Origin of the sequence: Sphingopyxis sp. UBA6723 (assembly GCF_002454115.1) — a bacterium.
GTDB lineage: Bacteria > Pseudomonadota > Alphaproteobacteria > Sphingomonadales > Sphingomonadaceae > Sphingopyxis.
On record NZ_DKIH01000009.1, the window covers coordinates 335143 to 356999 of the forward strand.

21 protein-coding genes, 1 tRNA gene and 1 other RNA gene are annotated in these 21857 nt (G+C 63.3%); 8 read left to right on the plus strand and 15 right to left on the minus strand.

Annotated elements, in window-relative coordinates; genetic code table 11:
* Positions 1 to 594, minus strand: coding sequence for a malonic semialdehyde reductase (locus B4F07_RS07675; protein ID WP_293698319.1), 594 nt, complete (start codon positions 592 to 594; stop codon positions 1 to 3).
* Positions 595 to 621: 27 nt separating this feature from the next.
* Positions 622 to 1197 carry a NifU family protein gene (locus B4F07_RS07680; protein ID WP_293698322.1) on the minus strand — a complete coding sequence of 192 codons (576 nt, stop codon included), beginning with the start codon at positions 1195 to 1197 and terminating at the stop codon, positions 622 to 624.
* 62 nt (positions 1198 to 1259) lie between these two features.
* On the opposite strand from B4F07_RS07680, the gene B4F07_RS07685 reads away from it, so the two are divergent.
* Both B4F07_RS07685 and B4F07_RS07690 read left to right on the plus strand, forming a co-directional pair.
* Positions 1260 to 2132: a hypothetical protein gene (locus B4F07_RS07685; protein ID WP_293698325.1), complete on the plus strand. Its 873-nt coding sequence runs from the start codon at positions 1260 to 1262 to the stop codon at positions 2130 to 2132.
* A gap of 17 nt (positions 2133 to 2149) precedes the next feature.
* A tRNA-Thr gene (locus B4F07_RS07690) sits at positions 2150 to 2225 on the plus strand.
* A gap of 42 nt (positions 2226 to 2267) precedes the next feature.
* On the opposite strand, the gene B4F07_RS07695 is transcribed toward B4F07_RS07690, so the two are convergent.
* The 7 genes from B4F07_RS07695 to B4F07_RS07725 all read right to left on the minus strand — a co-directional run bounded on the left by B4F07_RS07695 (position 2268) and on the right by B4F07_RS07725 (position 10387).
* Positions 2268 to 3236, minus strand: a complete 969-nt coding sequence (locus B4F07_RS07695; protein ID WP_293698744.1) for an ROK family protein — start codon at positions 3234 to 3236, stop codon at positions 2268 to 2270.
* 149 nt (positions 3237 to 3385) lie between these two features.
* Complete coding sequence (locus tag B4F07_RS07700; RefSeq protein WP_293698328.1) at positions 3386 to 4459, minus strand: sensor histidine kinase; 1074 nt, start codon at positions 4457 to 4459, stop codon at positions 3386 to 3388.
* A 120-nt stretch (positions 4460 to 4579) separates the two neighbouring features.
* A complete protein-coding gene (locus B4F07_RS07705) occupies positions 4580 to 5326 on the minus strand; it encodes a PP2C family protein-serine/threonine phosphatase (RefSeq protein ID WP_293698331.1) in 747 nt (248 codons plus the stop codon).
* On the minus strand, positions 5323 to 6342 hold the full coding sequence (locus B4F07_RS07710; RefSeq protein ID WP_293704697.1) for a type VI secretion system-associated FHA domain protein: 1020 nt from the start codon (positions 6340 to 6342) through the stop codon (positions 5323 to 5325). The genes B4F07_RS07705 and B4F07_RS07710 overlap by 4 nt, the downstream gene beginning before the upstream one ends.
* Positions 6343 to 6362: 20 nt before the next feature.
* Positions 6363 to 8057: a serine/threonine-protein kinase gene (locus B4F07_RS07715; protein ID WP_293698337.1), complete on the minus strand. Its 1695-nt coding sequence runs from the start codon at positions 8055 to 8057 to the stop codon at positions 6363 to 6365.
* A 51-nt stretch (positions 8058 to 8108) separates the two neighbouring features.
* On the minus strand, positions 8109 to 8846 hold the full coding sequence (locus B4F07_RS07720) for a LysM peptidoglycan-binding domain-containing protein (protein WP_293698340.1): 738 nt from the start codon (positions 8844 to 8846) through the stop codon (positions 8109 to 8111).
* On the minus strand, positions 8843 to 10387 hold the full coding sequence (locus B4F07_RS07725) for a putative bifunctional diguanylate cyclase/phosphodiesterase (RefSeq protein WP_293698343.1): 1545 nt from the start codon (positions 10385 to 10387) through the stop codon (positions 8843 to 8845). Before B4F07_RS07725 ends, B4F07_RS07720 begins: the two co-directional genes overlap by 4 nt.
* Before the next feature lie 372 nt (positions 10388 to 10759).
* Here B4F07_RS07725 and B4F07_RS07730 point away from each other — a divergent pair, with 372 nt between their 5' ends.
* Positions 10760 to 11893, plus strand: coding sequence for a helix-turn-helix transcriptional regulator (locus B4F07_RS07730; RefSeq protein ID WP_293698345.1), 1134 nt, complete (start codon positions 10760 to 10762; stop codon positions 11891 to 11893).
* 299 nt (positions 11894 to 12192) lie between these two features.
* Here B4F07_RS07730 and B4F07_RS07735 read toward each other — a convergent pair whose 3' ends face one another.
* The gene (locus tag B4F07_RS07735) at positions 12193 to 12828 is read right to left on the minus strand and encodes a cation transporter (RefSeq protein ID WP_293698348.1); all 636 of its coding nucleotides are present in this window, start codon (positions 12826 to 12828) and stop codon (positions 12193 to 12195) included.
* A 68-nt stretch (positions 12829 to 12896) separates the two neighbouring features.
* Here B4F07_RS07735 and B4F07_RS07740 point away from each other — a divergent pair, with 68 nt between their 5' ends.
* On the plus strand, positions 12897 to 13307 hold the full coding sequence (locus tag B4F07_RS07740; RefSeq protein WP_293698351.1) for a MerR family transcriptional regulator: 411 nt from the start codon (positions 12897 to 12899) through the stop codon (positions 13305 to 13307).
* Positions 13308 to 13505: 198 nt separating this feature from the next.
* Here the strand turns inward: B4F07_RS07740 and ssrA are convergent.
* Together ssrA and mscL are read right to left on the minus strand one after the other, a co-directional pair.
* Positions 13506 to 13861, minus strand: a transfer-messenger RNA (tmRNA) gene (gene ssrA, locus B4F07_RS07745).
* Between the two features lie 106 nt (positions 13862 to 13967).
* Complete coding sequence (gene mscL, locus B4F07_RS07750) at positions 13968 to 14384, minus strand: large conductance mechanosensitive channel protein MscL (RefSeq protein ID WP_293698354.1); 417 nt, start codon at positions 14382 to 14384, stop codon at positions 13968 to 13970.
* A 122-nt stretch (positions 14385 to 14506) separates the two neighbouring features.
* Between mscL and B4F07_RS07755 the strand changes: the two genes are divergently transcribed.
* From B4F07_RS07755 to B4F07_RS07770, 4 genes are read left to right on the plus strand one after another with little or no spacing between them, the layout of a single operon-like run.
* Complete coding sequence (locus tag B4F07_RS07755; protein WP_293698357.1) at positions 14507 to 15103, plus strand: LemA family protein; 597 nt, start codon at positions 14507 to 14509, stop codon at positions 15101 to 15103.
* 8 nt (positions 15104 to 15111) lie between these two features.
* Positions 15112 to 15942, plus strand: a complete 831-nt coding sequence (locus B4F07_RS07760; RefSeq protein ID WP_414711682.1) for a TPM domain-containing protein — start codon at positions 15112 to 15114, stop codon at positions 15940 to 15942.
* A gap of 12 nt (positions 15943 to 15954) precedes the next feature.
* The gene (locus tag B4F07_RS07765) at positions 15955 to 16641 is read left to right on the plus strand and encodes a TPM domain-containing protein (RefSeq protein WP_293698363.1); all 687 of its coding nucleotides are present in this window, start codon (positions 15955 to 15957) and stop codon (positions 16639 to 16641) included.
* An 11-nt stretch (positions 16642 to 16652) separates the two neighbouring features.
* Positions 16653 to 17201, plus strand: a complete 549-nt coding sequence (locus tag B4F07_RS07770) for an NUDIX hydrolase (RefSeq protein ID WP_293698366.1) — start codon at positions 16653 to 16655, stop codon at positions 17199 to 17201.
* Between the two features lie 99 nt (positions 17202 to 17300).
* Here the strand turns inward: B4F07_RS07770 and B4F07_RS07775 are convergent, their stop codons facing one another.
* The 3 genes from B4F07_RS07775 to carB all read right to left on the minus strand — a co-directional run bounded on the left by B4F07_RS07775 (position 17301) and on the right by carB (position 21857).
* Positions 17301 to 17936, minus strand: coding sequence for a rhomboid family intramembrane serine protease (locus B4F07_RS07775; RefSeq protein ID WP_293698368.1), 636 nt, complete (start codon positions 17934 to 17936; stop codon positions 17301 to 17303).
* A 13-nt stretch (positions 17937 to 17949) separates the two neighbouring features.
* Positions 17950 to 18426, minus strand: a complete 477-nt coding sequence (gene greA, locus B4F07_RS07780; protein ID WP_293698371.1) for a transcription elongation factor GreA — start codon at positions 18424 to 18426, stop codon at positions 17950 to 17952.
* A gap of 95 nt (positions 18427 to 18521) precedes the next feature.
* Complete coding sequence (carB, locus tag B4F07_RS07785; RefSeq protein ID WP_293698374.1) at positions 18522 to 21857, minus strand: carbamoyl-phosphate synthase large subunit; 3336 nt, start codon at positions 21855 to 21857, stop codon at positions 18522 to 18524.

Here is a 21857-nt window from a genome sequence, read left to right on the forward strand (position 1 = left end):
TCAGGCGATGCGATTGAACCGACCGAAGTCGGGGCGCGGACTGCGTTCGAAAATCGTCGCTGGATCGCCATAGCCAAGGGTCGAGATGAAATTGCTCTTCACGCTCGGCTGGTCACCAAAAAAGGCCGCATCGACGGCATCGTTATCGAACCCCGACATCGGCCCCGTATCGAGGCCAAGCGCGCGCGCCGCGAGGATGAAATAAGCGCCCTGCAGGCTGGAATTGCGAAACGCCGTCGCCTTGGCCAATTCATCATTGCCCACGAACCAGCTCCGCGCATCGGTGTGCGGAAAAAGTTCCGGCAAATTCTCGTAAAATTTCAGGTCCATGCCGATGATCGCGGTAACCGGCGCCTTCAAAATCTTTTCGGCATTGGCCGGCATGGCCAGCGCGGCAAGCTTTTGCTTTGCGGCGTCCGACGTACACCAGATGATTCGCGCGGGCAGGCAATTCGCGCTGGTCGGACCGAACTTCATCAGATCCCAGATCGCGTGCAGCTGCGTTTCTGAAACGGGCGCATCAAGATAGCCATTGTAAGTGCGCGCGGTACGAAACAGCTGGTCGAGGGCGCTGTCGGATAACGGTTCGCTCATCGAGGAATTCTCCTGAAACTTGAAAGATCAGACGGCGTGAACCGCCGTTACCTCGGGCACATAATGTTTCAAGAGCGATTCGATGCCGTTCTTGAGCGTCGCCGACGAGGACGGGCAACCGGCGCAGGCGCCCTGCATTTTCAGATACACATTGCCCTTGTCGAAACCGCGATAGACGATGTCGCCGCCGTCATTGGCGACCGCGGGACGGACGCGCGTTTCGATCAGTTCCTTGATTTGCTCGATGATATCGGCATCGGCGGGATCGTCGGAGAAGCCGGTCTCATCTTCGGGCGGCACCGCAAAGCCCGCACTGGCGGCGTTGAACAGTGGCACGCCGGCAAGGAAATGATCCATCAGGATGCCGAGCACGTCGGGCTTGAGGTCGCTCCAGCCGACGCCGGGCGCCGCGGTGACCGACACGAAATCGCGGCCAAAGAATACGCCCGTCACATCGCCGAGCGAGAAGAGCGCGCTCGCCAGCGGCGACGCCTCGGCTTCTTCGGGGCTGGCAAAGTCGCGGGTTCCCGCCTCCATCACCGCCTGGCCGGGCAGGAATTTGAGCGTCGCGGGATTGGGCGTTGATTCGGTTTCGATCAGCATGGGCTGCATGTGGGACGCCATCGCCCTTTGTGCAAGCCGATTGGGGGCGCTAGACACCGTGGATGCGCCGCTTCACCCACTTTGCTGCCCTCGACTGGTCGGGCGCGCGCGGGTCGCGGCAGCGCGGGATTGCGCTGGCGATGGCGAGCGGCACCGGCGCGCCCGAACTGGTGCAGCCTGGCCATATCTGGTCGCGCGCTGAAATCCTGACGTGGTTACAGGATGTTGCGGCATCGCAAGTCGATATGCTGATCGGGTTCGATTTTTCGGCGGGATTCGCCTTTGCCGACCGCGGCGCCTATTTTCCGGAATGGGACGCGAGCCCCGCCGACCTGCCCGCATTGTGGGCGCTGGTCGAGCGGCTGGCTGCCGCGGACCCGCATTTCGAGATCGGCGGATTTTTGGCGCATCCCCAGGCACGGCGGCATTTCCGCCACACGCGCAGCGATGTCGGCGATCTGTTCGCGCCCGGCACGGGTCGGCTGCGGATCGTCGAGCATCATCAGCGCGCGACCAAGCAGGCCGCGAGCGTCAGCAATTTCAACCTGATCGGCGCGGCGCAGGTCGGCAAGGCGAGTCTGGCGGGAATGCGTCTGCTCCACCGGCTGCATCCCGCGCTGCCGTTGTGGCCACTCGATCCGGTGCCCTCGCGCGGTCCCCTGCTCGTCGAAATCTACACCGGGCTCGCGGCGCGTGCCGCCGGGGTGGCGGCGGGGCGCAGCAAGATTCGCGACGGCGCCGCGCTCGACAGCGCGCTGATGACGCTCGGCTCGCCGCCGGTCGGGATGACCGGCGCGATCAGCGATCATGCCAGTGACGCGCTTCTGACCGCGGCTTGGCTGCGCCGCACCGCCGATGCCGCGGCCCCCTGGTCGCCCGCGCCGCTCACCGACAGCCTCGCACGCACCGAAGGCTGGACCTTTGGGATAATTTGACGCAAGGAGCGCCCCACGCCGGCTTAGCTCAGTTGGTAGAGCAACCGCCTTGTAAGCGGTAGGTCGTCAGTTCGAGTCTGACAGTCGGCACCATGCATTCTGACGCGCACGCGTTGTTGATCCGATTTTGGACCGTCAGCGATAGTCGCGCGCAAAGGCGGCGGCGGCGCCGAACAGGCCGGGTTGCGGATGGGTGATCAGCTTGACGGGCAACGACGCCATCAGGTTTTCGAACCGGCCTTTTGCAATGAAGCGTTCGGGAAAACCCGAGCGCACGAGGCTATCACGGATGCGCAGCCCCAGCCCGCCCGCAATGACCACACCGCCGGCGCCTTGCGCCAGCGCCAGATCGCCGGCGACGCTGCCCAGCGACAGGCAGAAGCGATCGGCAGCAGCGGCAGCGAGGCTATCGTCGCCGCTCATCGCCATGGTCCAGATCGTCCGGTCGTCGAGCGATGCGACCGCTCGTCCTTCGAGCGCTGCCAGTGTTTCATAAATGTCGACGATGCCGGGGCCGGATACGACACGTTCGACCGACACGCGGCGGTGGCGCTCGCGGAGCCTTGCGAGAATGGCATCCTCGATGCTGTCCAAGGGCGCAAAGTCGACGTGGCCGCCTTCGGTCGCCTGCACCCGATAATCGCGGCCATCCCGCCAGATGTGCGCGACCCCCAGTCCAGTACCGGGGCCGATAATGCTGATCGTACCGGTTGCTGGTAATGGTTCGTCGGGACCGCTCAGCCGCTCGAAATAGCTGGCATCGGCTTGCGCTACGGCATGGCCGACCGCCTCGAAATCATTAACCAGGACATAGCGATCGACATGCAGTTTTTCGCCGATCAACGCCGGGCGGATCAGCCAAGGGTTGTTCGTAAAACGGATCACCTCGCCGCGCACCGGTCCCGCCACGGCAATCGCGACGCTGCGCGGCACGCCGCCCTCCTGCCGCGCAAACGCCTCCCACGCCGACTGGAAACTGGCGTGATGGGCGGTATGCAGCGTCGTCGCCTCGCCCAGCGACAGCACACGCCCGCCCGCGACCTCGGCCATCGCAAAACGCGCATGGGTACCGCCAATATCAACTGCGACTACCGTCTCGGTCATCATGATCCCGCCTACCTAAGCCCGATCCCCCACTGCGGATGTCGGACGCAAACTCCAAATGCAAGGCTTGATCGCGCCACGATGCCGAACGCCGCGGAGCATAGCCGAAACATGCCATGAAGCGACGTATAACGCCGGCAGATGGCGGGTTAAACCGCGGGCGCAGCGTCCGCTTTGGCAAAGGAAATGACCACTTTCAGTCCGTTGCCCGGCTCCGATGTGACGGCTACCTTTGCCGACGCATTCTGCTTCAGCGACTGGACAATGATGGCACCAAGCTTGCCGGCCTTGGGCCATGTGATGCCGTCGGCCAGGCCGACACCATCGTCGGATATGGTAATGTGACAACCGACGTCGTCGATCAGGCTGTGGAGGGTGATGGTACCGCCGTCGCGTCCGACAAAAGCGTGTTTGAGCGCGTTCGTCAGCAGCTCATTGACCACCAGGCCCGCCGGCATCGCGACATTGACCGATGCTGGCCAGCTGTCGAGCTTCATGTCGAGCCGCACGCCGTCGGTTGCATGGGCCGCCATCACCGACGTCGCGATCTGACCCAGGTAAATTCCCAGATCGATGCTGTCGTCGGCATTTTCCCGGGACAAGGTGTCATAAAGCACCGCCAAAGCGCCGATCCGGCCCGCCAACCGATCAAAGCGCTCCCCCGTATCGCCATCGGGGATGTTGCGCGCTTCGAGCCGGATGAGTGCCGTGATCATCTGCAAATTGTTTTTGACGCGATGCTGAAGCTCGCGAAGCTGCGCGTCTTTCGCTGCGAGCTCGGTTGTTTGTTCGTTCTCCGCCCGTTCGTTGCCGGTGGGCGCCAGCGCAACAAGCCGATAAAGGGGCGTGCCGTCCTCGTCCTCGATCGTGTTCGACCAGGCGTCCACGATAATGGCGCCCGCTTCCTGCTCGATCCGGAATTCGCCGACATAATCGACATCGGCCTGCACGGCGTCGCGCAAGAGCCGGTCATCGTCGGCAGGGGCGGCCACGCCCGGCAGCGACCGCCAGCTTTTTCCTTCGATCTCGGCAATCGAATGACCGGTCAGGCGTTCGAATTCGCGGTTTGCGTAAGTTACAACTTCCGACGGATGAAGTTCCGAAACCGCCACAGCGACTGGCACATGATCGAGAAACTGTTTGAACCGCTCGTTCTCCAGCGCATCGGCGAGGTTGGGCGTGTCCAGCAACGTCTCCACCTGGTCGGATTTTTCAGTATTCATTGCTGTTCCTCGGACATGATTCCACCCGCATAGCGGGTTCGGATCGACCCTGCCATTTGCAATTCAACGGTTAGAAGATTCACGACAATGTCGCACAACTCATTGCCGGCGGCGGACAAATCACCCCTGAATCAGAACGAGGCTGGCGTTATCGCTGCCGTCGCGAGTCAGCGCCTGATCGAGTATCGATTGCGCGAGCAACGACAGCGAGGGGGCATCGTTCACCCCCTCCCGCAAACTTCGTGATACGCCGTCCGAACAAAGCATGATGATATCCCCCGCTGCGAACGTCGTCGCCAGCTGGTCGATCACAACCTCCCGATGCACCCCCAAGGCGCGGGTGATCACATTGGATTTGGGATGATTGGCCGCAGCGGACGGTGGAAGCGCGCCCGCATCGACCATCTGCTGAACGACGCTGTGATCGCGGGTCAGCAATTGCCACTTGCCCGATCGCAATCGGTAGGCGCGGCTGTCCCCGGCCCAGAAAATCTCGATCTGATCGTTGGTGCGCAGAGCCGCCAAAATGGTCGTGCCGCTGCGCCGGTCGGCGTCGCTGTAGCGGTCATGGATCATCATATTGGCCGATTGCAGCGCTGTAACGATGTCGGCACTGCATGGTTGCGGGAGGCGACTGGCCAGATCGCTTAGCGCATCGATGGCGATTTGCGCGGCGACATCGCCCGATTGATGACCGCCCATGCCGTCAGCCACCGCCCAGAGCCGGGCCTCGGGCAAATCGAGGACGCGATCCTCATTGACGGCGCGGACGTGGCCGACGTGAGTGAGCGCTACCGATGCAATAGTCGCGGCCGTGCCAGTGGCGATCGGCGCCGCACCGCGACGAAAGATACGCAGGAAATTCATTCGCGATCGTCGATCGCGGCCGCGTCGGCGATGTCATAGGCCTGGACGAACGCCCGATCGAGCACCCCCGATTTTTTGCCCTCAATCTCTTCAAGCAGATCGGCGTGCCGCTTTTCCAGCTCCTTCAGTTGCGCTACCGCCCGGTTCTGAAACAGCGACCGGCCGGGCGTGTCCCCGTCGAGCCGCGCCGGGTCAAAGCATGCGATCGCTTGCTGCAAACTTCCGCGCAGGCCGGCAAAGGTCGCAACCAGGTGCCGCTTGATGTCGCGAAATGACGACTGCAGCGCCGCCGGACCCGAGAGGAATCCGTGCGACCCGCCCAGGATCAGGTCGATCGCCAGTCGCTGGGTCGGCGCCCATTTAAAGGGGTTGTTGTCAGCGCTCCCGATCGTCGTCCGCGTCATCTGATAATGCGAGCGGGCATGATCGCGCTCGCTCATCAGATCGCCCACGCCCAGCACCATCTGGCGATAGACCCCGCCCACGCGGCGCATGATTTCGACGGGATCCTCGCGCGCCAACAGCGAAGCGTCCAGTCCGGCGCCTTCGCAAAATGCGTCGAGCAGCGACCCGGTGGTGATCGCCGCGGTCGCACCGGGCTGGGTTGCGACCGCGGTATCGGTCCAATCGCTGGGGACATCGATCGAATGGCCGAGCGGCGGCGTCAGCACCATCGTGCGCGTTTCCTGACCGGCGATATCGGCGTGCGGCGCCTCGGACACGACAATGCGAAAGTCGCCGAGGCGGATCGCAAACGGCAGCGGGATGGCTATCTCCGCTTGGTCGGCAAGACGCTCGCCAGTGGCCGCGTTGAACACGCCATTGGCACCGAGCGGCCGCAGGGTTAGTCCTTCGGGTGCGACCGTAAATTCGCAGTGAGTCCGCGAGAGGGCGCAATCGGGGTCGGGGATCGACCAGTCGGCACTCTTGTCGCGGCCAACCCGCAGCACACCCTCGCGCAGCAGCCGGGCATCGACCGGATGGATGTCATCGCCACGTTCGAAAAGTTGCAACATATACATGAGCCGCGCTTTCCTCAGGCGACTTTGCGGGCAGGCGCTGCGGCGACGGCGGGTTCGGCAATTCGCGTGGCGAGCATCGATGCGTCATCGTCGGTTGTACCGACCGCGAAATTTTCTTCCGCCACCGCAGCGGCACGATTGAAGGCGTCGAACGCCGCGCCAAACTCATCGCCCCGCCGATGCGAGATGCGCAGCGCAAACCGCGATGACGCCGCCTCATCGAGCGCCTTGCGAAGGCGTGCGAGCGGACGCGTGACCGCAGCGCCGCTCAAATAGCCAACGATCATGACCGTCACCATGACCACAAGCGACAACATCACCAGCAGCCACCGCGTGTTGTTGGCGGCGGCCGCTAGGGCTTCGGTGCGGACAACGACATCGACCTTGCCATAGCTTGCCCCCGCATAGCGGATCGGCTGCACAATCCGCATCCCGGCACCTTGTTCGGCGCCGACATAGCTGACCACGGCGCCCTGGGTCGCGCCGATGCGTGCCTCACCTTGCGGCGCCGCATAGCGCGCGCCGACCTGACGGCTGTCGGTGGCGGCGCGGACCACGTTGTTCGCATCGACGACCGTCATGGCGCGAATCTCGCTGCCGTCGCTAGCGCTGGTGACAAAGGCTTGTAACGCCCCCCAATCCTGTTGGTCAGGCGGCAATCCCGCGTTATCGACCGCCACCACCCCCGCGTTGCTCGCGACAAAGGAAGCGATCGTCCGCCCCGATGTGGCCGCCATTTGCTCGAACGCCTGATCTTCGCGTATACTGATCAGCGCGCCGCAGACCGCGAGCACCGCGAAGGTAACCGTCGCCAGCAATAAAGGCAGTTTGACACGCAGCGACAGGCCGCGGCGCGGCACTGCGTTCTCTTCGCGCGCGCTCATTTCGCGCATGAGGGCTTTGCGCACCGCCTCGCCATCGGCAAAACGTTGTTCGGGCTTTTTGGACAACAGCTTGTCGATGATGAAGCGCAGCCCCGGCGGACAATCACCCGCCGACCGCTCGATCGGTTCCACCCGCTCCTGCGCGATCTGGATCGCCAGCGTCGCGAGGCCGATGCCCGGGAATGCAGCCTTTCCGGTCACCATTTCGTAGAGCACGATGCCGAGCGAAAACAGGTCCGAGCGGTGATCGACCGGCAGGCTCAGCGCCTGTTCGGGGCTCATGTAACGCGGGGTCCCGATCATTTGGCCGAACTGGGTTTGCGCAAGCTGGTCGCCATTCCCCGCGGGATCGGGATCGTCGATGCGCGCAACCCCGAAATCGACCAGCTTTGCCGTGCGGCCGTCGTTCGACAGCAGGATGTTCGACGGTTTGATGTCGCGGTGCACGACGCCCATCTTGTGCGCATAGGCGAGCGCCCCGGCGAGCTGCTGCCCGAGCACCAACACCCGTTCATAGGGCAAGCGGCCATTCGCCTGGAGCAACGTGTCGAGCGGCTGACCTTCGATCAGCTCCATCGCGATATAGGCGATGCCTGCTTCTTCGCCGACTTCGTAAATCGTGGCAATGTTGGGGTGGCTGAGCGCCCCCGCGGCGCGGGCTTCGCGCAGGAAGCGGATATTGAGGCCGGGGTTGCGCGCATATTCCGGCTTGAGAACCTTGATCGCGACGTTGCGTCCGATGCTGGGATCGATCGCACGATAGACGTCGGCCATCGCGCCCTCGCCCAGGCGGCCCTCGATAGTATAACGTCCAAGCGACTTCATCGGTCTGACCCTCGTGATCGCCCGTCTTAGCGGGCGAAGGTTGAAATATGACTAGCGTCGCGACCGGACGGTTGCCTCGATCCGCTCGGCGCGCGCTAGGTCGGCCTTGATCATCGCATTGCCGGGATCAAGCGCCGAAGCGCGCCGCAGCAACTGCACCGCGCGCGTCGCGGACCCTTTGTTGAGCGCGGCGAGGCCCTGCGTGCGCAATTGACGCGCCGCGGCGGGGTCACTGCGCGCCGCGGGCGGCGCGACCGCCGATTTGGGCGGCTGGGCGCGCGGCGCCGCAGGTGCCGATGGCGGCGGCGACGGCTTCTCCAGCCGGCGCGCCGGCGCAGGCTTTGTGCCGGGAATACGCAACATCTGGCCTGCGATCAGCGCCGCAGGCTTTTCAATCCCGTTGTACCGCGCCAGTTGATAGGTCATCAGCCGATTGCCGAGATAGCGCTGGGCGATGCCCGCGAGCGTGTCGCCGGGCTGGACGACATAGTCGAACGATTGCGGCCCAAGCAGTTCGACCGGATCGCGAGCAATCGAATCGCGCAATAGCGCAAGCGAAGGATTGTTGGGATCGCGCTTCAGCCCCGATTTAATCAGCTTGCGCGCGGCGGAGACGTCACCTTGGTTCAGATGCTCCGCGATGGCGTCGATATTTTGCGCGCTGCTGGCCGGAGCGGCGACGGCGCCAGGTTTTGGCCCGCTAGCGCAACCAGCCAAAGCCAGCGCGGCGGCCAGAACCATCGTGCGCCGGACATACCGATGCGGGCCGTTTTGGGCGGCAATCGTCATGATGTGATTCTCTCGATTTGGGGGACGGGGATGGATGACTGGAGCAAAGCGGTCAGGCTGGCTCGGTCGTTGATGAACGCCAGAAAATCGTCCGCCGACAGCGGCCGGGAAAAATAATAGCCCTGAAAATGGCGGCAGCCATGCTGGACCAGCCAGCGATATTCCTCGGTGGTTTCCACACCCTCGGCGAGCACCCGAATGTCGAGACCGCGGCCAAGGGCAATGATACTCTGGCAGATCGCCTGACTTTGCGGTCGCCGATGAACGTCGGTCACGAACTCGCGATCAATCTTGATCTTGTCAAAGGTCAGCTGGCGAAGCGTGCTGAAGCTCGAATATCCGGTGCCGAAATCATCGATGGCGATTTTCACGCCCAGCGCGCGAATCTTGCCGAACAGCCGGGCGAGGGCAGCATCGTCGGTGCTGGCAACCCCCTCCGTCAGTTCGATTTCCAGACATGCGGGGTCGAGCGAATGATTGTGCAGCGTGCGGCTGAGCACCTCTGCGAATTTGGCGTCGTGAAGCTGGCTGGCAGACACGTTGATGGCGATCCTCAACGGACCCGCCGTGCCCCCCTCCCATTCGCTCGCCTGGCGCGCAGCCGCGTTGAGAACCCATAGTCCGACCTCTTCGGCCAAGCCCGATGCCTCGACGATCGGGATGAACAGCGACGGTGGCACACTCCCCCGCTCGGGATGGTTCCAGCGGATCAGCGCCTCCGCGCCCGTCACGCATTGCCAGTTCGCATCGATCAGCGGCTGGAAGAATAGCTGGAATTCGTTGCGGGCGATCGCGCCGCGCAAATCCTGTTCCATTGCATAGCGATGCTGAACTTGCGCAATGGCCTGATCGCTCAGCTCGTGCGTCTCAGCCAAATCGTCCAGCGCGAAGGAGGCAAGCGTTCGCGTCAGCAGCAGCTGCGGGGTGACGCCGTCCACCAACGCCGCACAACGCGTTGCAATGCTGGGCAATATCTCGCGTGGCCCGATCTGTACGCGGCCACCAAGCGCATAGGCAATGGCGTCAATCTCCGATCGCGCCAGCAACGGGTCGATGTCTTTGCCATACCAGATGGCAAAATGCGCTTGATCGACATGGGCGATCAGGCGTTCGGCGGGGATCATGCGAACGATGCGCCCGACGATTTCCAAAAGCACCCGCTCGGCAAGATCGGGGTCGAACCCGGCCAGACGTTCAAAGTCGTCGAGCGCAAATGTGCCAAGCACACCAGAGCCGTCCTGCTCCATTTGTTCGAGCAGCGGCTCGCGAGTTGGCAAGCCGCTGACCCCATGGCGTTCGATCAACCGGCGCTCGATCGTCGCCAGCGCCTGCTCAAGACCGTTGGCATTTTCCGCCAGCCGGTCGGCAATCGCGATTTTCTGGCCCTCGCCCGAAATAATCTCCAGCCGTTGCGACAACCGCCACAGCTTCCAGTCATGCCGCCACGCCGATCCCGCCCAGCCACACCCCACGGCCACGGCGATGAGCGCAAAGGTGGTGAGATCTTCGGCGCCAACATGCACTAGACAAGCGCCGGCCACAAAAACCGACGCTAGCGCCAGCCGGCGCAAGAGGATTGCCCCCGAAGTTGCCCCTGTTTGGACCATCAGCGTCTTTTGGGGCGCGAGTTGATACCAAGTCCTTAAATTCTTGTACAGAAATGGAGCAGATTGGCTCGGTTCGTCGCATTTCAAACATGGCGTCAGCGCCATGTCGGGAGGCGTAACGACGGCCCGCCCGACCCAGATCGGTAGGATACCGGCTGGAAAAATCGGTCCGCCGCCCCCACCGCGCACGGTCTCCACTTTATCGCAGCGACAATCGATGCCCATCGCGTCGTCAAACTTAACATTTTTAAAGTTAATCTATTGGCTTTTTTCATAAATTTGGGTGACATAGCGCGAAACAGAAATATGATCGGAAAAACAGCGGACGCGATGGGGCTGCGGACGGAACCGGATTGGGACGATATTTTCATGCAGGCTGCGTTGCAGCCTGACATGTGGCTTGGCGCGCTCGACGCCCTTGCCAGTCATACCGGGTCGGGTCATGGCCAGTTGATCGGGGTCGGCGGCGCCCGCGAGATTCCGTTCAACATCGTGACCAATTTTGGTCCCCGCATGATCGAACATTTTGCGGTCAGCGGCTGGGGCTCCGACAGCCATAATTTTCGGGTCGCCGCGTCGAACCGGCATATCGAACGCGGCTTTTATGATCCCGTGCTGCACGAGGATCATTATGACCGGGTTATTCCGCAGCTTGCCTCGACCGCCTATGTCGACTGGTGCGAAGAGATTGGCATTCCCTTTGGTTGCCAGACCAATTTGGTGATCGATAATTTTGGCGTTGTGGGTCTCGCAACGCTGCGCAGCCGCCAGGATGGCCGGACGACGGCTGCGCAGCGCAAGATTTTCGCCAAGGGTGCCACGGCCGCGCGACGCGCCGTACGATTGCAAGAAAAGCTGGAGGGCGAACAGGCCAAGCTGCTTGTCGGCGCGTTCGACATCGTCCGGGTCAGCGCCTTCATCATCGACGGCCGCGGCCAGTTGCTCGCGCACAGCGCGGGTGCCGAAGTGATGCTGGCCGCTGGCGACATCCGGCAGTCAGGCCGATCGATCGACGCGGCGGGCGCGCCTTTCACGCTGCGCCAAGCTGTCCAGGCGCTGACAACCGACCGCGGCCTCGACCATGTCCGAACCCGGATCGCGACGGCAGAGGACCGTCCGCCGCTGGTGATCGAGGGGTTTCGTCTGCCCGAACGCGAATGGTCGCTCGGCCGATTGCCGCATGCCATTCTGATCGCCAACGCCCCCCGGCGCGATCGCGCGGGCGTGATACCTTTTCTGAGCGCGATTTATCGCCTCAGTCCGGCCGAGGCCGACATTGCAGTGCGATTGTTCGAAGGCAAGCCGCGCCGCCAGATCGCGGAGGAGCGCGGGGTGACCGCCGAAACGCTGCGCGGCCAGATCAAGCATATCTATCTGAAATGCAACGTCGACAGCGAAGCCGGATTGATGCGCCTGCTCGCGCCTATCCTGGGGTCATGACCATAAGTCGATGATCCCCCAACAGGGGGATGATCCTTTTGGTCGATCCAAATAGGGGATCGATTGCAAGGACTAAGGGGGGCCATTCCTTCGATTGTGTCGCGCCGGGTTTGCTTCCGGTCATCCGCGATGTGTCGCTGGGGTGAGCTTGTGATATTCCTGTCGTTCTACGCGACCCAGAATGGCAGGAGGAGGGTCCTCGCCAGTGACTACTGTGTGCGGCCTGGAAGAGCCCCGCCGAATGATCGGCGGGGCTCTTTTCGTGTCGCGTCGGCAAATGCAGCGGGACATCGGATCGTTCAGTTGCCCGCCGCACTCGCTGGACTGGCCAGTTCGCCGCGCGCCTGACGGAACACCTCAATGCTGCCCCAGATGGCGAGCGTCGCCATAATCGTGGCGACGGCAAGGTCGGGCCAGTTTTGCCCCGTTCCGAACACGCCCAGCGCGGCGCCCATCACCGCGACATTGCCGATCGCGTCGTTGCGCGAGCAGATCCAAACCGAACGCATGTTCGCGTCGCCAGTGCGATAGCGATACAGCATCAGCGCCACCACGACATTGGCGGCGAGCGCGAGCGCGCCAATCAACCCCATGGTTTCGGCGTGCGGCGCCGACCCGTCGATGAAACCCCAGACTGCCGACCCCAGTACCCACAGGCCAAAGGCTAGCATGGTCACCGCCTTGATCATGGCCGCGCGGGCGCGCCATGCGAGTGCCATGCCCGCGACACCCAGGCTGATCGCGTAATTGGCGGCATCGCCCAGGAAATCGAGCGCGTCGGCCTGCAGCGCGCGCGAATCCGAGGCAACGCCGGCCACGATTTCGACCCCAAACATCGCGGCGTTGATCAGCAGCGCCGCCCACAGGATACGCCGCCAGCGCGGATCGTTGAGGGCGGTCGTACCGCTGGCACCAGCACAGCAATGATCGGACAAGCCACAGCCTCCTTTGATCTTCGAGTCGGCACCCACTATGCACCCTGTAGCAACTACAGGGTCAAGAGATGAAAATCGGCGAACTGTCGCGGGCGACCGGGACCAATATCGAAACCATCCGCTATTATGAGCGCATCGGGCTGTTGCCCGCGCCGCATCGCACCGCCGCGAACTATCGCAGCTATGGCGATCCGCACCGCGCGCGGCTGACCTTTGTACGCCATTCGCGCGACCTGGGCTTTACGATCGAGGAAATCCGCTCGCTGCTCGACCTGTCGGACGATCCGGCGCGCGATTGCAGCGAGGCCGACCGCATCGCAAGCCGCCATCTGGCGCAGGTCGAGGACAAGATCGCGCAGTTGACGCTGCTCCGCGACGAACTGACGCGCATTGTCGGCTGCTGCCGCGGCGGGGTTGCGGCGGACTGCCGGGTGATCGAGGCGCTGGGCGATCATGGGAGCTGTGCGGGGGCACATTAACGCATCGTGCGCAGAAAAATGATCCATCGTCCCGTTCGTGTCGAGCGAAGTCGAGACACCCATGGGTGTAGCGTTAGGTCGATGGGTGTCTCGACTTCGCTCGACACGAACGGACACAGTGGTGCGGATTTAGCGCACGCCGATCAAAGGAACGGGAAAGGTGGGACGATTCTGTTGCCCGGCTCGTCCCCAGCCGCTGGTATCCGATTCTGTTGCCCGGTTCGGTCCGAACCGCGTTCTATTTGTCTAACCTTAGGCCGTGAGGCTTATCGGTTAGGCAGCCAGAGCGAGTGCTTCGTTATCGTTAGCACCTATTGGTTTTGAGCCTTGAACGGGTTACTCAGCCCGGAAGAAAATATCGCCTTTGAACACACGTCGATCCTGGTTCGGCCCCGTCAGAAGCCCGCTTTTCCGTGGCGGAAGGCGGGTTTGTGGTGGAGCCGCCGGGTACTGCCCCCGGGTCCGCTGTGTCTATTCCACGACACCATTTATCCTCATAGTCGGCCGAAACCGACCTGACCCATATAGGGTGCATGAAAGGCTTTGGAAAGGGCAGCGCCCCACCCCACCACAATCGTCATCCCGGCGCAGGCCGGGATCTCGCCGCCGATATGTTACGCACCGGTGAGATCCCGGCCTGCGCCGGGATGACTAAACGGACTATTTCTTGCGCAGCTCGTCGCGGATTTCGGCCAAGATTTCAACCTCGGTCGGCCCAGCAGGGGCGTCAGGCGCCTTGCGAACAACGCGGTTGACCGTGCGAACGAGCAGGAAAATGATGAAGGCGAGGATCAGGAAATTGATCGTCGCGGTGATGAATGCGCCGTAGCCGAACATCGCCACCCCCGCCTCCTTCAGCGCGGCATAGTCGGTTGCCGTAACGCCGTCGGGAACCGGGCCAAGGCGAATGAACATGTTCGAAAAATCGACCCCGCCAAAGAGCGCGCCGACGACTGGCATGATGATATCCTCGGTCAGCGACTTGGTGATCGTGGCAAATGCGCCGCCGATGATGACACCGACCGCAAGGTCGATGACATTGCCGCGCGCGATAAATTCCCTGAACTCTCCCAGCATGTTGCTGCTCCCTGGCTGGTTGATCCTGAGCGCCAACGGTGCCGCGCCGATTGCACAAAGGCAAGCGACATCCTATGTAGTGTGTTGTTGCGGCAAAACGCCGCCGGAGGGAGTTTTTGACCATGACCACTCGTACCGCCCGCTGGTTGATCCTGCCCGTCGCCGCGATGAGCCTGTCCGCATGCGGCATCAACAGCGTCCCCACCAAGGAAGAAGCCGCCAAGGCGAAATGGGCCAATGTCGAGGCCGCGTATCAGCGCCGCGCCGACCTGATCCCCAACCTCGTCGAAACCGCCAAGGGTGCGTCGCAGATCGAGCAATCGACGCTGGAAGGCGTTATGCAGGCGCGGGCATCGGCCACTCAAATCAAGCTCAGCACAGACGACCTTAACAGCCCTGAAAAGGTGCAAGCATTCCAGCAGGCACAGGGACAGGTAACAGGCGCGCTCGGTCGGTTGATGGCCACAGTTGAAGCCTATCCGACTCTCGCCAGCCAAGCGCGCTTCGCCGACCTGATGACCCAGCTCGAAGGCACCGAGAACCGAATCAACGTATCGGTGCAGGACTATAATGGCGCGGTGCAGGATTATAACACGACGATCCGCACCTTCCCCGACATCATCGGCGCCAAAATCGTCCATGGCGCCAAGCCCATGACGCCGTACAAGGCGATCACCCCGAACGCCAATCAGGCCCCGAAGGTCGATTTCGGGACTTAAGGGTGACGCTGACCGCCCTGCTGCGACCTCTGGCAACAGCGGCCCTTTCGGGGCTGCTGTTGCTGGCGTTGCCCGCCACCGCGCAGACCTTCCCCAAGCTTGCGGGCAATCCCGTGGTCGATCAGGCCGACATCATTCCGGCGGCTGAGGAAGCCGCGCTTAATGCGCAGCTCCTTGAACTGGAAAAAACGACGGGCCACCAGCTCGTCGTCGCCACGGTCAGCGATCTCGAAGGCCGCGACGTCGGCGACTATGGCTATCGGCTGGGGCGTGAGTGGGCGATCGGCGATGCCGAGAAGGACGACGGTGTCGTCTTTCTGATCGCGCCCAACGAGCGGAGGATGCACATTGCGGTCGGGCTGGGGCTCGAACCGGTGCTGACCGACGCGCTGTCGGGGCGGATCATCCGCGATACCGTCACACCGCTGTTCAAGGCGAACGACTATCCGGGCGGCATCCAGGCCGGGGTGAATGCGATCGCGCGGCAGATCCAGCTGCCGCCCGAGGAAGCGCAGGCGCGCGCTGCGGCGGCTGCCGCGAACGAGCGCAACCGCGCCGACGAGGGCAATATGGCCGGACTGTTCTTCGTCGGGTTCATCATTCTGATTTTCTTTGTCCTACCGATGCTGTCGCGTCTCGGGCGGCGTGGCAAAAAACGGCGCAAGGGGCGTCCGTGGGATGCGCCGATCATCATCTGGGGCGGCGGCGACTGGGGCGGCGGCAGCGGCGGATCGTCGTGGGGCGGCGGTGGCTGGGGCGCCGGCGGTGGCGGCGGTTTCGGCGGCTTTTCGGGTGGTGGCGGTTCCTTCGGGGGCGGCGGCGCCTCCGGCGGCTGGTAGGGAGAAGCGACCATGCTGAAAAAAGTCAGCCATGTCAGCGCCGCCGACCATGATGTCGTTACCGTGGCGGTAGCCGCGGCCGAGGCGCACACCAGCGGTGAAATCGTCACCGTCGTCGCGGCGAAATCGAACGAGTATGATGATGTCGCGCTCGTCTGGGCAAGCGTCGTCGCGTTTGTCGCAATGTCGGTGATCACGCTGTTTCCCGAATTTTTCCGCGGGCTTTACGACCGGCTGACCGGGGGCTGGGGCTATGAGCTCACCGCGAACCAATGGCTTGGCACCGTGATTGCCGTCGGCGTTCTCAAATGGATCGCGATTTGGCTGGTCCTGCTGTGGAAACCGCTGCGCATGGCGCTGACCCCGCGCGCGATCAAGGCCCAGCGCGTCCGCGCCCGGGCGATCGACCTGTTCAAGGTCGGGACCGAGGCGAAGACGTTGGGCCGCACCGGGGTGCTGCTGTACCTCAGCTTGAAAGAACATCGCGCCGACATCGTCGCCGACGAGGCGATCGCGGCGAAAGTCGCGCCTGAGGTCTGGGGCGATGCGATGGACGCGCTGATCGAACGCGTGCGTGCGGGCGAACCGGGGGCAGGCATGGCGGCGGCGGTGACGCAGATGGGCGCCGTGCTGGCGCAGCATTTCCCGCGCGGCAGCGAAAATCCGAACGAACTGCCCGACCGGTTGATCGAGATTTAGGCGCGCGTTAGATGACCCGTCCGAAGCCCGACACGCCCATCGAAACCCGCTGGGAAGGCCGCTTCATCACCGTGAAGCAGCAGGGGACGTGGGAATATGTGTCGCGCTCGCGCGGTATCCGTGCGGCGGTGATTTTGGCGATCGACGATGCCGCGGATGGGCGGCATGTCATTCTGGTCGAGCAATATCGCGTTCCGATGGGCAAGAATTGCCTGGAGCTGCCCGCGGGGCTGGTCGGGGACGACGGAAGCGCGGAAGGTTACGAAAGTGCCGCGCAGCGTGAGTTGGAGGAAGAGACCGGGTATCAGGCTACCCGCTGGCAGACGGTCGGCGAATTCTACAGCTCGCCGGGGATGGTCAGCGAGAGTTTTACGCTGCTGGTGGCGACGGGGCTGACCAAGGTTGGCGACGGCGGCGGGGTCGATAGCGAGGATATTGTCGTTCACCGCATGCCGCTGGCCGGGATTGCCGATTTTGTGGCCGCGAAGCGTGCCGAGGGGTGCGGGATTGATGTGCGGGTGGCGATGTTGCTGGCGGGTGGGTTGTTGGGCAACCTCTAATCCGTTCGTGTCGAGCGAAGTCGATACACCCATCGGGGTAGCGCAAGGCCGCGGGGTGTCTCGACTTCGCTCGACACGAACGGATTTCTTAGGTCGATCCTAGCGCGCCCCGAACCGCCAGCGCAGCAACGGCCTAGCCAGCAGCAATCCCGCCAGAAACCCGCCGACATGCGCCCAGATCGCGATGGCGCCAAAGCCGCCGCCGCCCGCGAAACCGATGAGCAGCTGAACCGCGATCCACGCCGCGGCGAGCCAGAGCGCGCGCACCCAATGCGCGGGAATCGGGCCGATTGCGGGCGCCTGCGAGCGGCTGAAGATCAGCGCGAACACGGCGATCACCGCCGAGATCGCGCCGCTGGCGCCGATCATTGGCACCGCCGACGCCGGATCGGCCAGAAACTGCGCAAAGGCGCCAGCATAGGCACCCGCGACCAACAGCACCGCCATCGCCTTGGCACCCAGCGGCGCCTCCAGCTGGCGCCCGATGAACAACAGCACGACGATGTTGAACACGATGTGCAACACCCCACCATGCAGGAAGGCCGACGTCAGTGGGGTGAGGAAGAACGGCACCATCGTCCCCGGCGGGACGATCAGTTCGGACCCGAACCGCGCCGGAATGAACCCGGCGCGGATGATTGCGTCGATCTGGAACCCGGTGATCCACAACAGCACGAACACAATGACACAGACGAGCGCGTAGGCCGTCACCAAGGGCGCGTTCTGCGGCTTCATTGCCGGTCAGCCATCAGATGAATTCGATTTTCTTCACCAGATAATATTTGTCGCCCGCGGGCACCGTCACCTCAACCTCGTCATCGACGCGGCGGCCGATCAGGGCGCGGCCCAGCGGCGAGTTATAGCTGATCTTGCCTTCCTTCGCGTCGGCCTCGGCTTGGCCAACAATCTGATATTTGACCGGCTTGTCGTCTTCATCGGCGAGCGTGACGGTGGCGCCGAACACAATGCGGTCGCCAGACAGCATCGTCGGGTCAATCACCTGCGCGCGCGAAAGCTTGTCCTCCAGGTCGCCGATCGTCGCTTCGACCTGGCCCTGACGTTCCTTCGCGGCATGATATTCGGCATTTTCCGAAAGGTCGCCGTGGGCGCGCGCTTCCTCGATCGCATCGACGATCAGCGGTCGCTCGGCTTTGAGGGCGGTGAGCTGCGCGCTCAGCTTCTCATAGCCTTCTGCCAGCATCGGCACCTTTTCAACGCTTGCCATTATCCTGTTGTCCTTCGTCAATAACCCGCCGCCAGCGAAACTTCGCCGGGCGGCTGCGCCGCTTGTCCGTCAATGTCGGGGGGTGGAGCGGTCCTTCAATAATAGTCTTGAAGCGGCTTTACTTCAAGAGAGTGCGAGCGCAGCGCCCCAATTGCATGGGTCGCGGCGTCACTGCCCGCGGCTGTCGTATAATAAGCGACGTCGCCGGCCAGCGCCGAGGCGCGGATCGACTGCGAATCCTGGAGCGATTGCCAGCCCTCGGTGGTGTTGAAGATCAGCTGCACATCGCCGTCCTTGATCCGGTCGACGATGTGCGGGCGGCCTTCGGCAACCTTGTTGACCCGCTCGACCGCTATACCCTGCGCGTCGAGATAGTCGGCGGTGCCGCCAGTCGCGATCACCCGCCAGCCCCAGGCGCGAAGCTGGCGCACCGATTCGACGATCCGCGGTTTGTCGCTGTCCTTGACCGATACGAACACGCGGCCATCGGTCGGCAGCCGGTCGCCCGCGCCGAGCTGCGCCTTGGCAAAGGCGAGGTTGAAATTGCGATCGATTCCCATGACTTCGCCGGTGGATTTCATTTCGGGCGACAGCACCGGATCGGTGCCGGGGAAGCGCGCGAAGGGGAACACCGCTTCCTTCACCGCGACATGCTGGATGTCGCGATTGATCTTGGGCAGGTCGGCGAGCTTTTCGCCCGCCATCACCCGCGCCGCGATCTTGGCGATCGGCGAACCGACGGCTTTGGCGACGAAGGGCACGGTACGGCTGGCGCGCGGGTTGACCTCGATCAGATAGACGTCGTCGCCCTTGACCGCGAACTGAATGTTCATGAGGCCGCGGACTTCGAGCGCGCGCGCCAGCAATTCGGTCTGGCGCTCGATCTCGGCAATGATCGCGGGTGACAGGCTGTACGGCGGGATCGAGCAGGCGCTGTCGCCCGAATGGACCCCGGCTTCCTCGATATGCTGAAGCACCCCCGCGACGACGACATCGGTGCCGTCGCACAGGGCATCGACATCGACCTCGATCGCATCGCGCAGATAACGGTCGATCAGCACCGGCGAATCGCCCGATACCTGCACCGCGGTCTCGATGTAATTTTCCAGCTGCGCCTGATCATCGACGATTTCCATCGCGCGGCCGCCGAGGACATAGGAAGGGCGCGTCAGCACCGGATAGCCGATGCGCGCCGCGACCGCGATCGCTTCCTCGCGGCTGCGAGCAATGCCGTTCTCGGGCTGTTTCAGGCCAAGCTTGTTGATCAGCGCCGCGAAGCGCTCGCGGTCTTCGGCCAGGTCGATCGCGTCGGGCGAGGTACCGAGAATCGGGATGCCGGCATCGGACAGCGCCTGCGCGAGCTTCAGCGGAGTCTGGCCGCCGAACTGGACGATGACGCCGACCAGCGTCCCCTTCGACTGTTCGACATGCAGGATTTCCAGCACATCCTCGGCGGTCAGCGGCTCGAAATAGAGGCGGTCGGAGGTGTCATAATCGGTGCTGACCGTTTCCGGGTTGCAGTTGATCATGATCGTTTCATAGCCCGCCTCTTCGAGTGCGAAGCAGGCGTGGCAGCAGCAATAGTCGAACTCGATCCCCTGCCCGATGCGGTTCGGTCCGCCGCCGAGGATGACAATCTTTTTGCGATCGCTCGGGTTCGCCTCGCACTCGGGTTCGCCAAAGGTCGGGGCTTCGTAGGTCGAATAGAGATAGGGCGTCTTGGCCGCGAATTCGGCAGCGCAGGTGTCGATCGTCTTGAACACCGGGCGCACGCCGAGCTTGTGGCGGAGCTGGCGGACCTCCATTTCGGTGACGCCCCCGGTCATCGCCTTGACCGCTTCGTGGATCAGCCCACGGCCGCTCGCCGTCGCGCGGCGGGTGCCAGGTTGCAGGTTCGCCGATTGCAGCGCGAGATAGGCGAGGCGCTTGTCCGAAAAGCCCATGGCTTTGAGCTTGCGAAGCCCCTCGGCATCGCGCGGCAGGCCGTCGCGGCACACCTGCTGTTCGGCCTCGACGATTTCCTCGATGCGTTCGAGGAACCACATGTCGTAACCCGCGATGCGGTTGATCTCGCTGAGCGGCAGCCCTTCGCGGATCGCCTGCGCGGCGTTGAGCAGCCGGTCGGGGGTCGCCTTGGCCAGCTCGCTCCGCAACTGGTCGTGGGTCGCGCCCTTCAGGCGATCGACGAAGTTGAAGCCCGACAGGCCGGTCTCCAGCCCGCGCAGCGCCTTTTGCATGCTCTCGTGGATATTGCGGCCGATCGCCATGACCTCGCCGACCGACTTCATCGCGGTCGACAGCACCGCCTCGGCGCCCTTGAATTTCTCAAAGGCAAAGCGCGGGATCTTGGTGACGACATAGTCGATCGTCGGTTCGAACGACGCCGGGGTGACCCCGGTGATGTCGTTCATGATCTCGTCAAGCGTGTAGCCGACCGCCAGCTTGGCCGCGACCTTGGCGATCGGGAAGCCCGTCGCCTTCGACGCGAGCGCCGACGAGCGCGACACGCGCGGGTTCATCTCGATGACGATCAGGCGGCCGTCCTTCGGATTCACCGCGAACTGGACGTTCGACCCGCCGGTCTCGACCCCGATCTCACGCAGGCAAGCAATGCTCGCGTTGCGCATGATCTGATATTCCTTGTCGGTCAGCGTCAGCGCGGGGGCGACGGTGATGCTGTCGCCGGTGTGGACGCCCATCGGATCGACATTTTCGATCGAACAGATGATGATGCAATTGTCCTTGCGGTCGCGCACCACCTCCATCTCATATTCTTTCCAGCCGAGGAGCGATTCCTCGATCAGGACTTCGGTGGTCGGCGAAGCGATCAGGCCGCCGCGGACGATATGTTCGAACTCCTCGCGGTTATATGCGATGCCGCCGCCGGTGCCGCCCAAAGTGAACGACGGGCGGATGATCGACGGCAGGCCGGTGCGTTCGAGCACGGCGAGCGCCTCGTCGAGCGTGTGCGCGATGCCACTGCGCGCGCTTTCGAGCCCGATCTTGGTCATCGCGTCGCGGAACTTGATCCGGTCCTCAGCCTTGTCGATCGCCTCGGCATCGGCGCCGATCATCTCGACGCCATATTTGGTCAGCGTGCCGTCGTTGAACAAAGCCAGCGCGGTGTTGAGCGCGGTCTGCCCACCCATCGTCGGCAGCACCGCCCAGCCGCCCGGATGCAGCGCGGTTTCCTTGGCGATGATCTTCGCGACAATCTCGGGCGTGATCGGCTCCACATAAGTGGCGTCGGCCAGGTCGGGATCGGTCATGATCGTCGCCGGGTTGGAATTGACGAGGACGATGCGATAGCCCTCCTCCTTGAGCGCCTTGATCGCCTGTGTCCCCGAATAATCGAACTCGCACGCCTGACCGATAACGATCGGGCCGGCGCCGATGACGAGGATGGATTTTATGTCGGTTCTTTTGGGCAT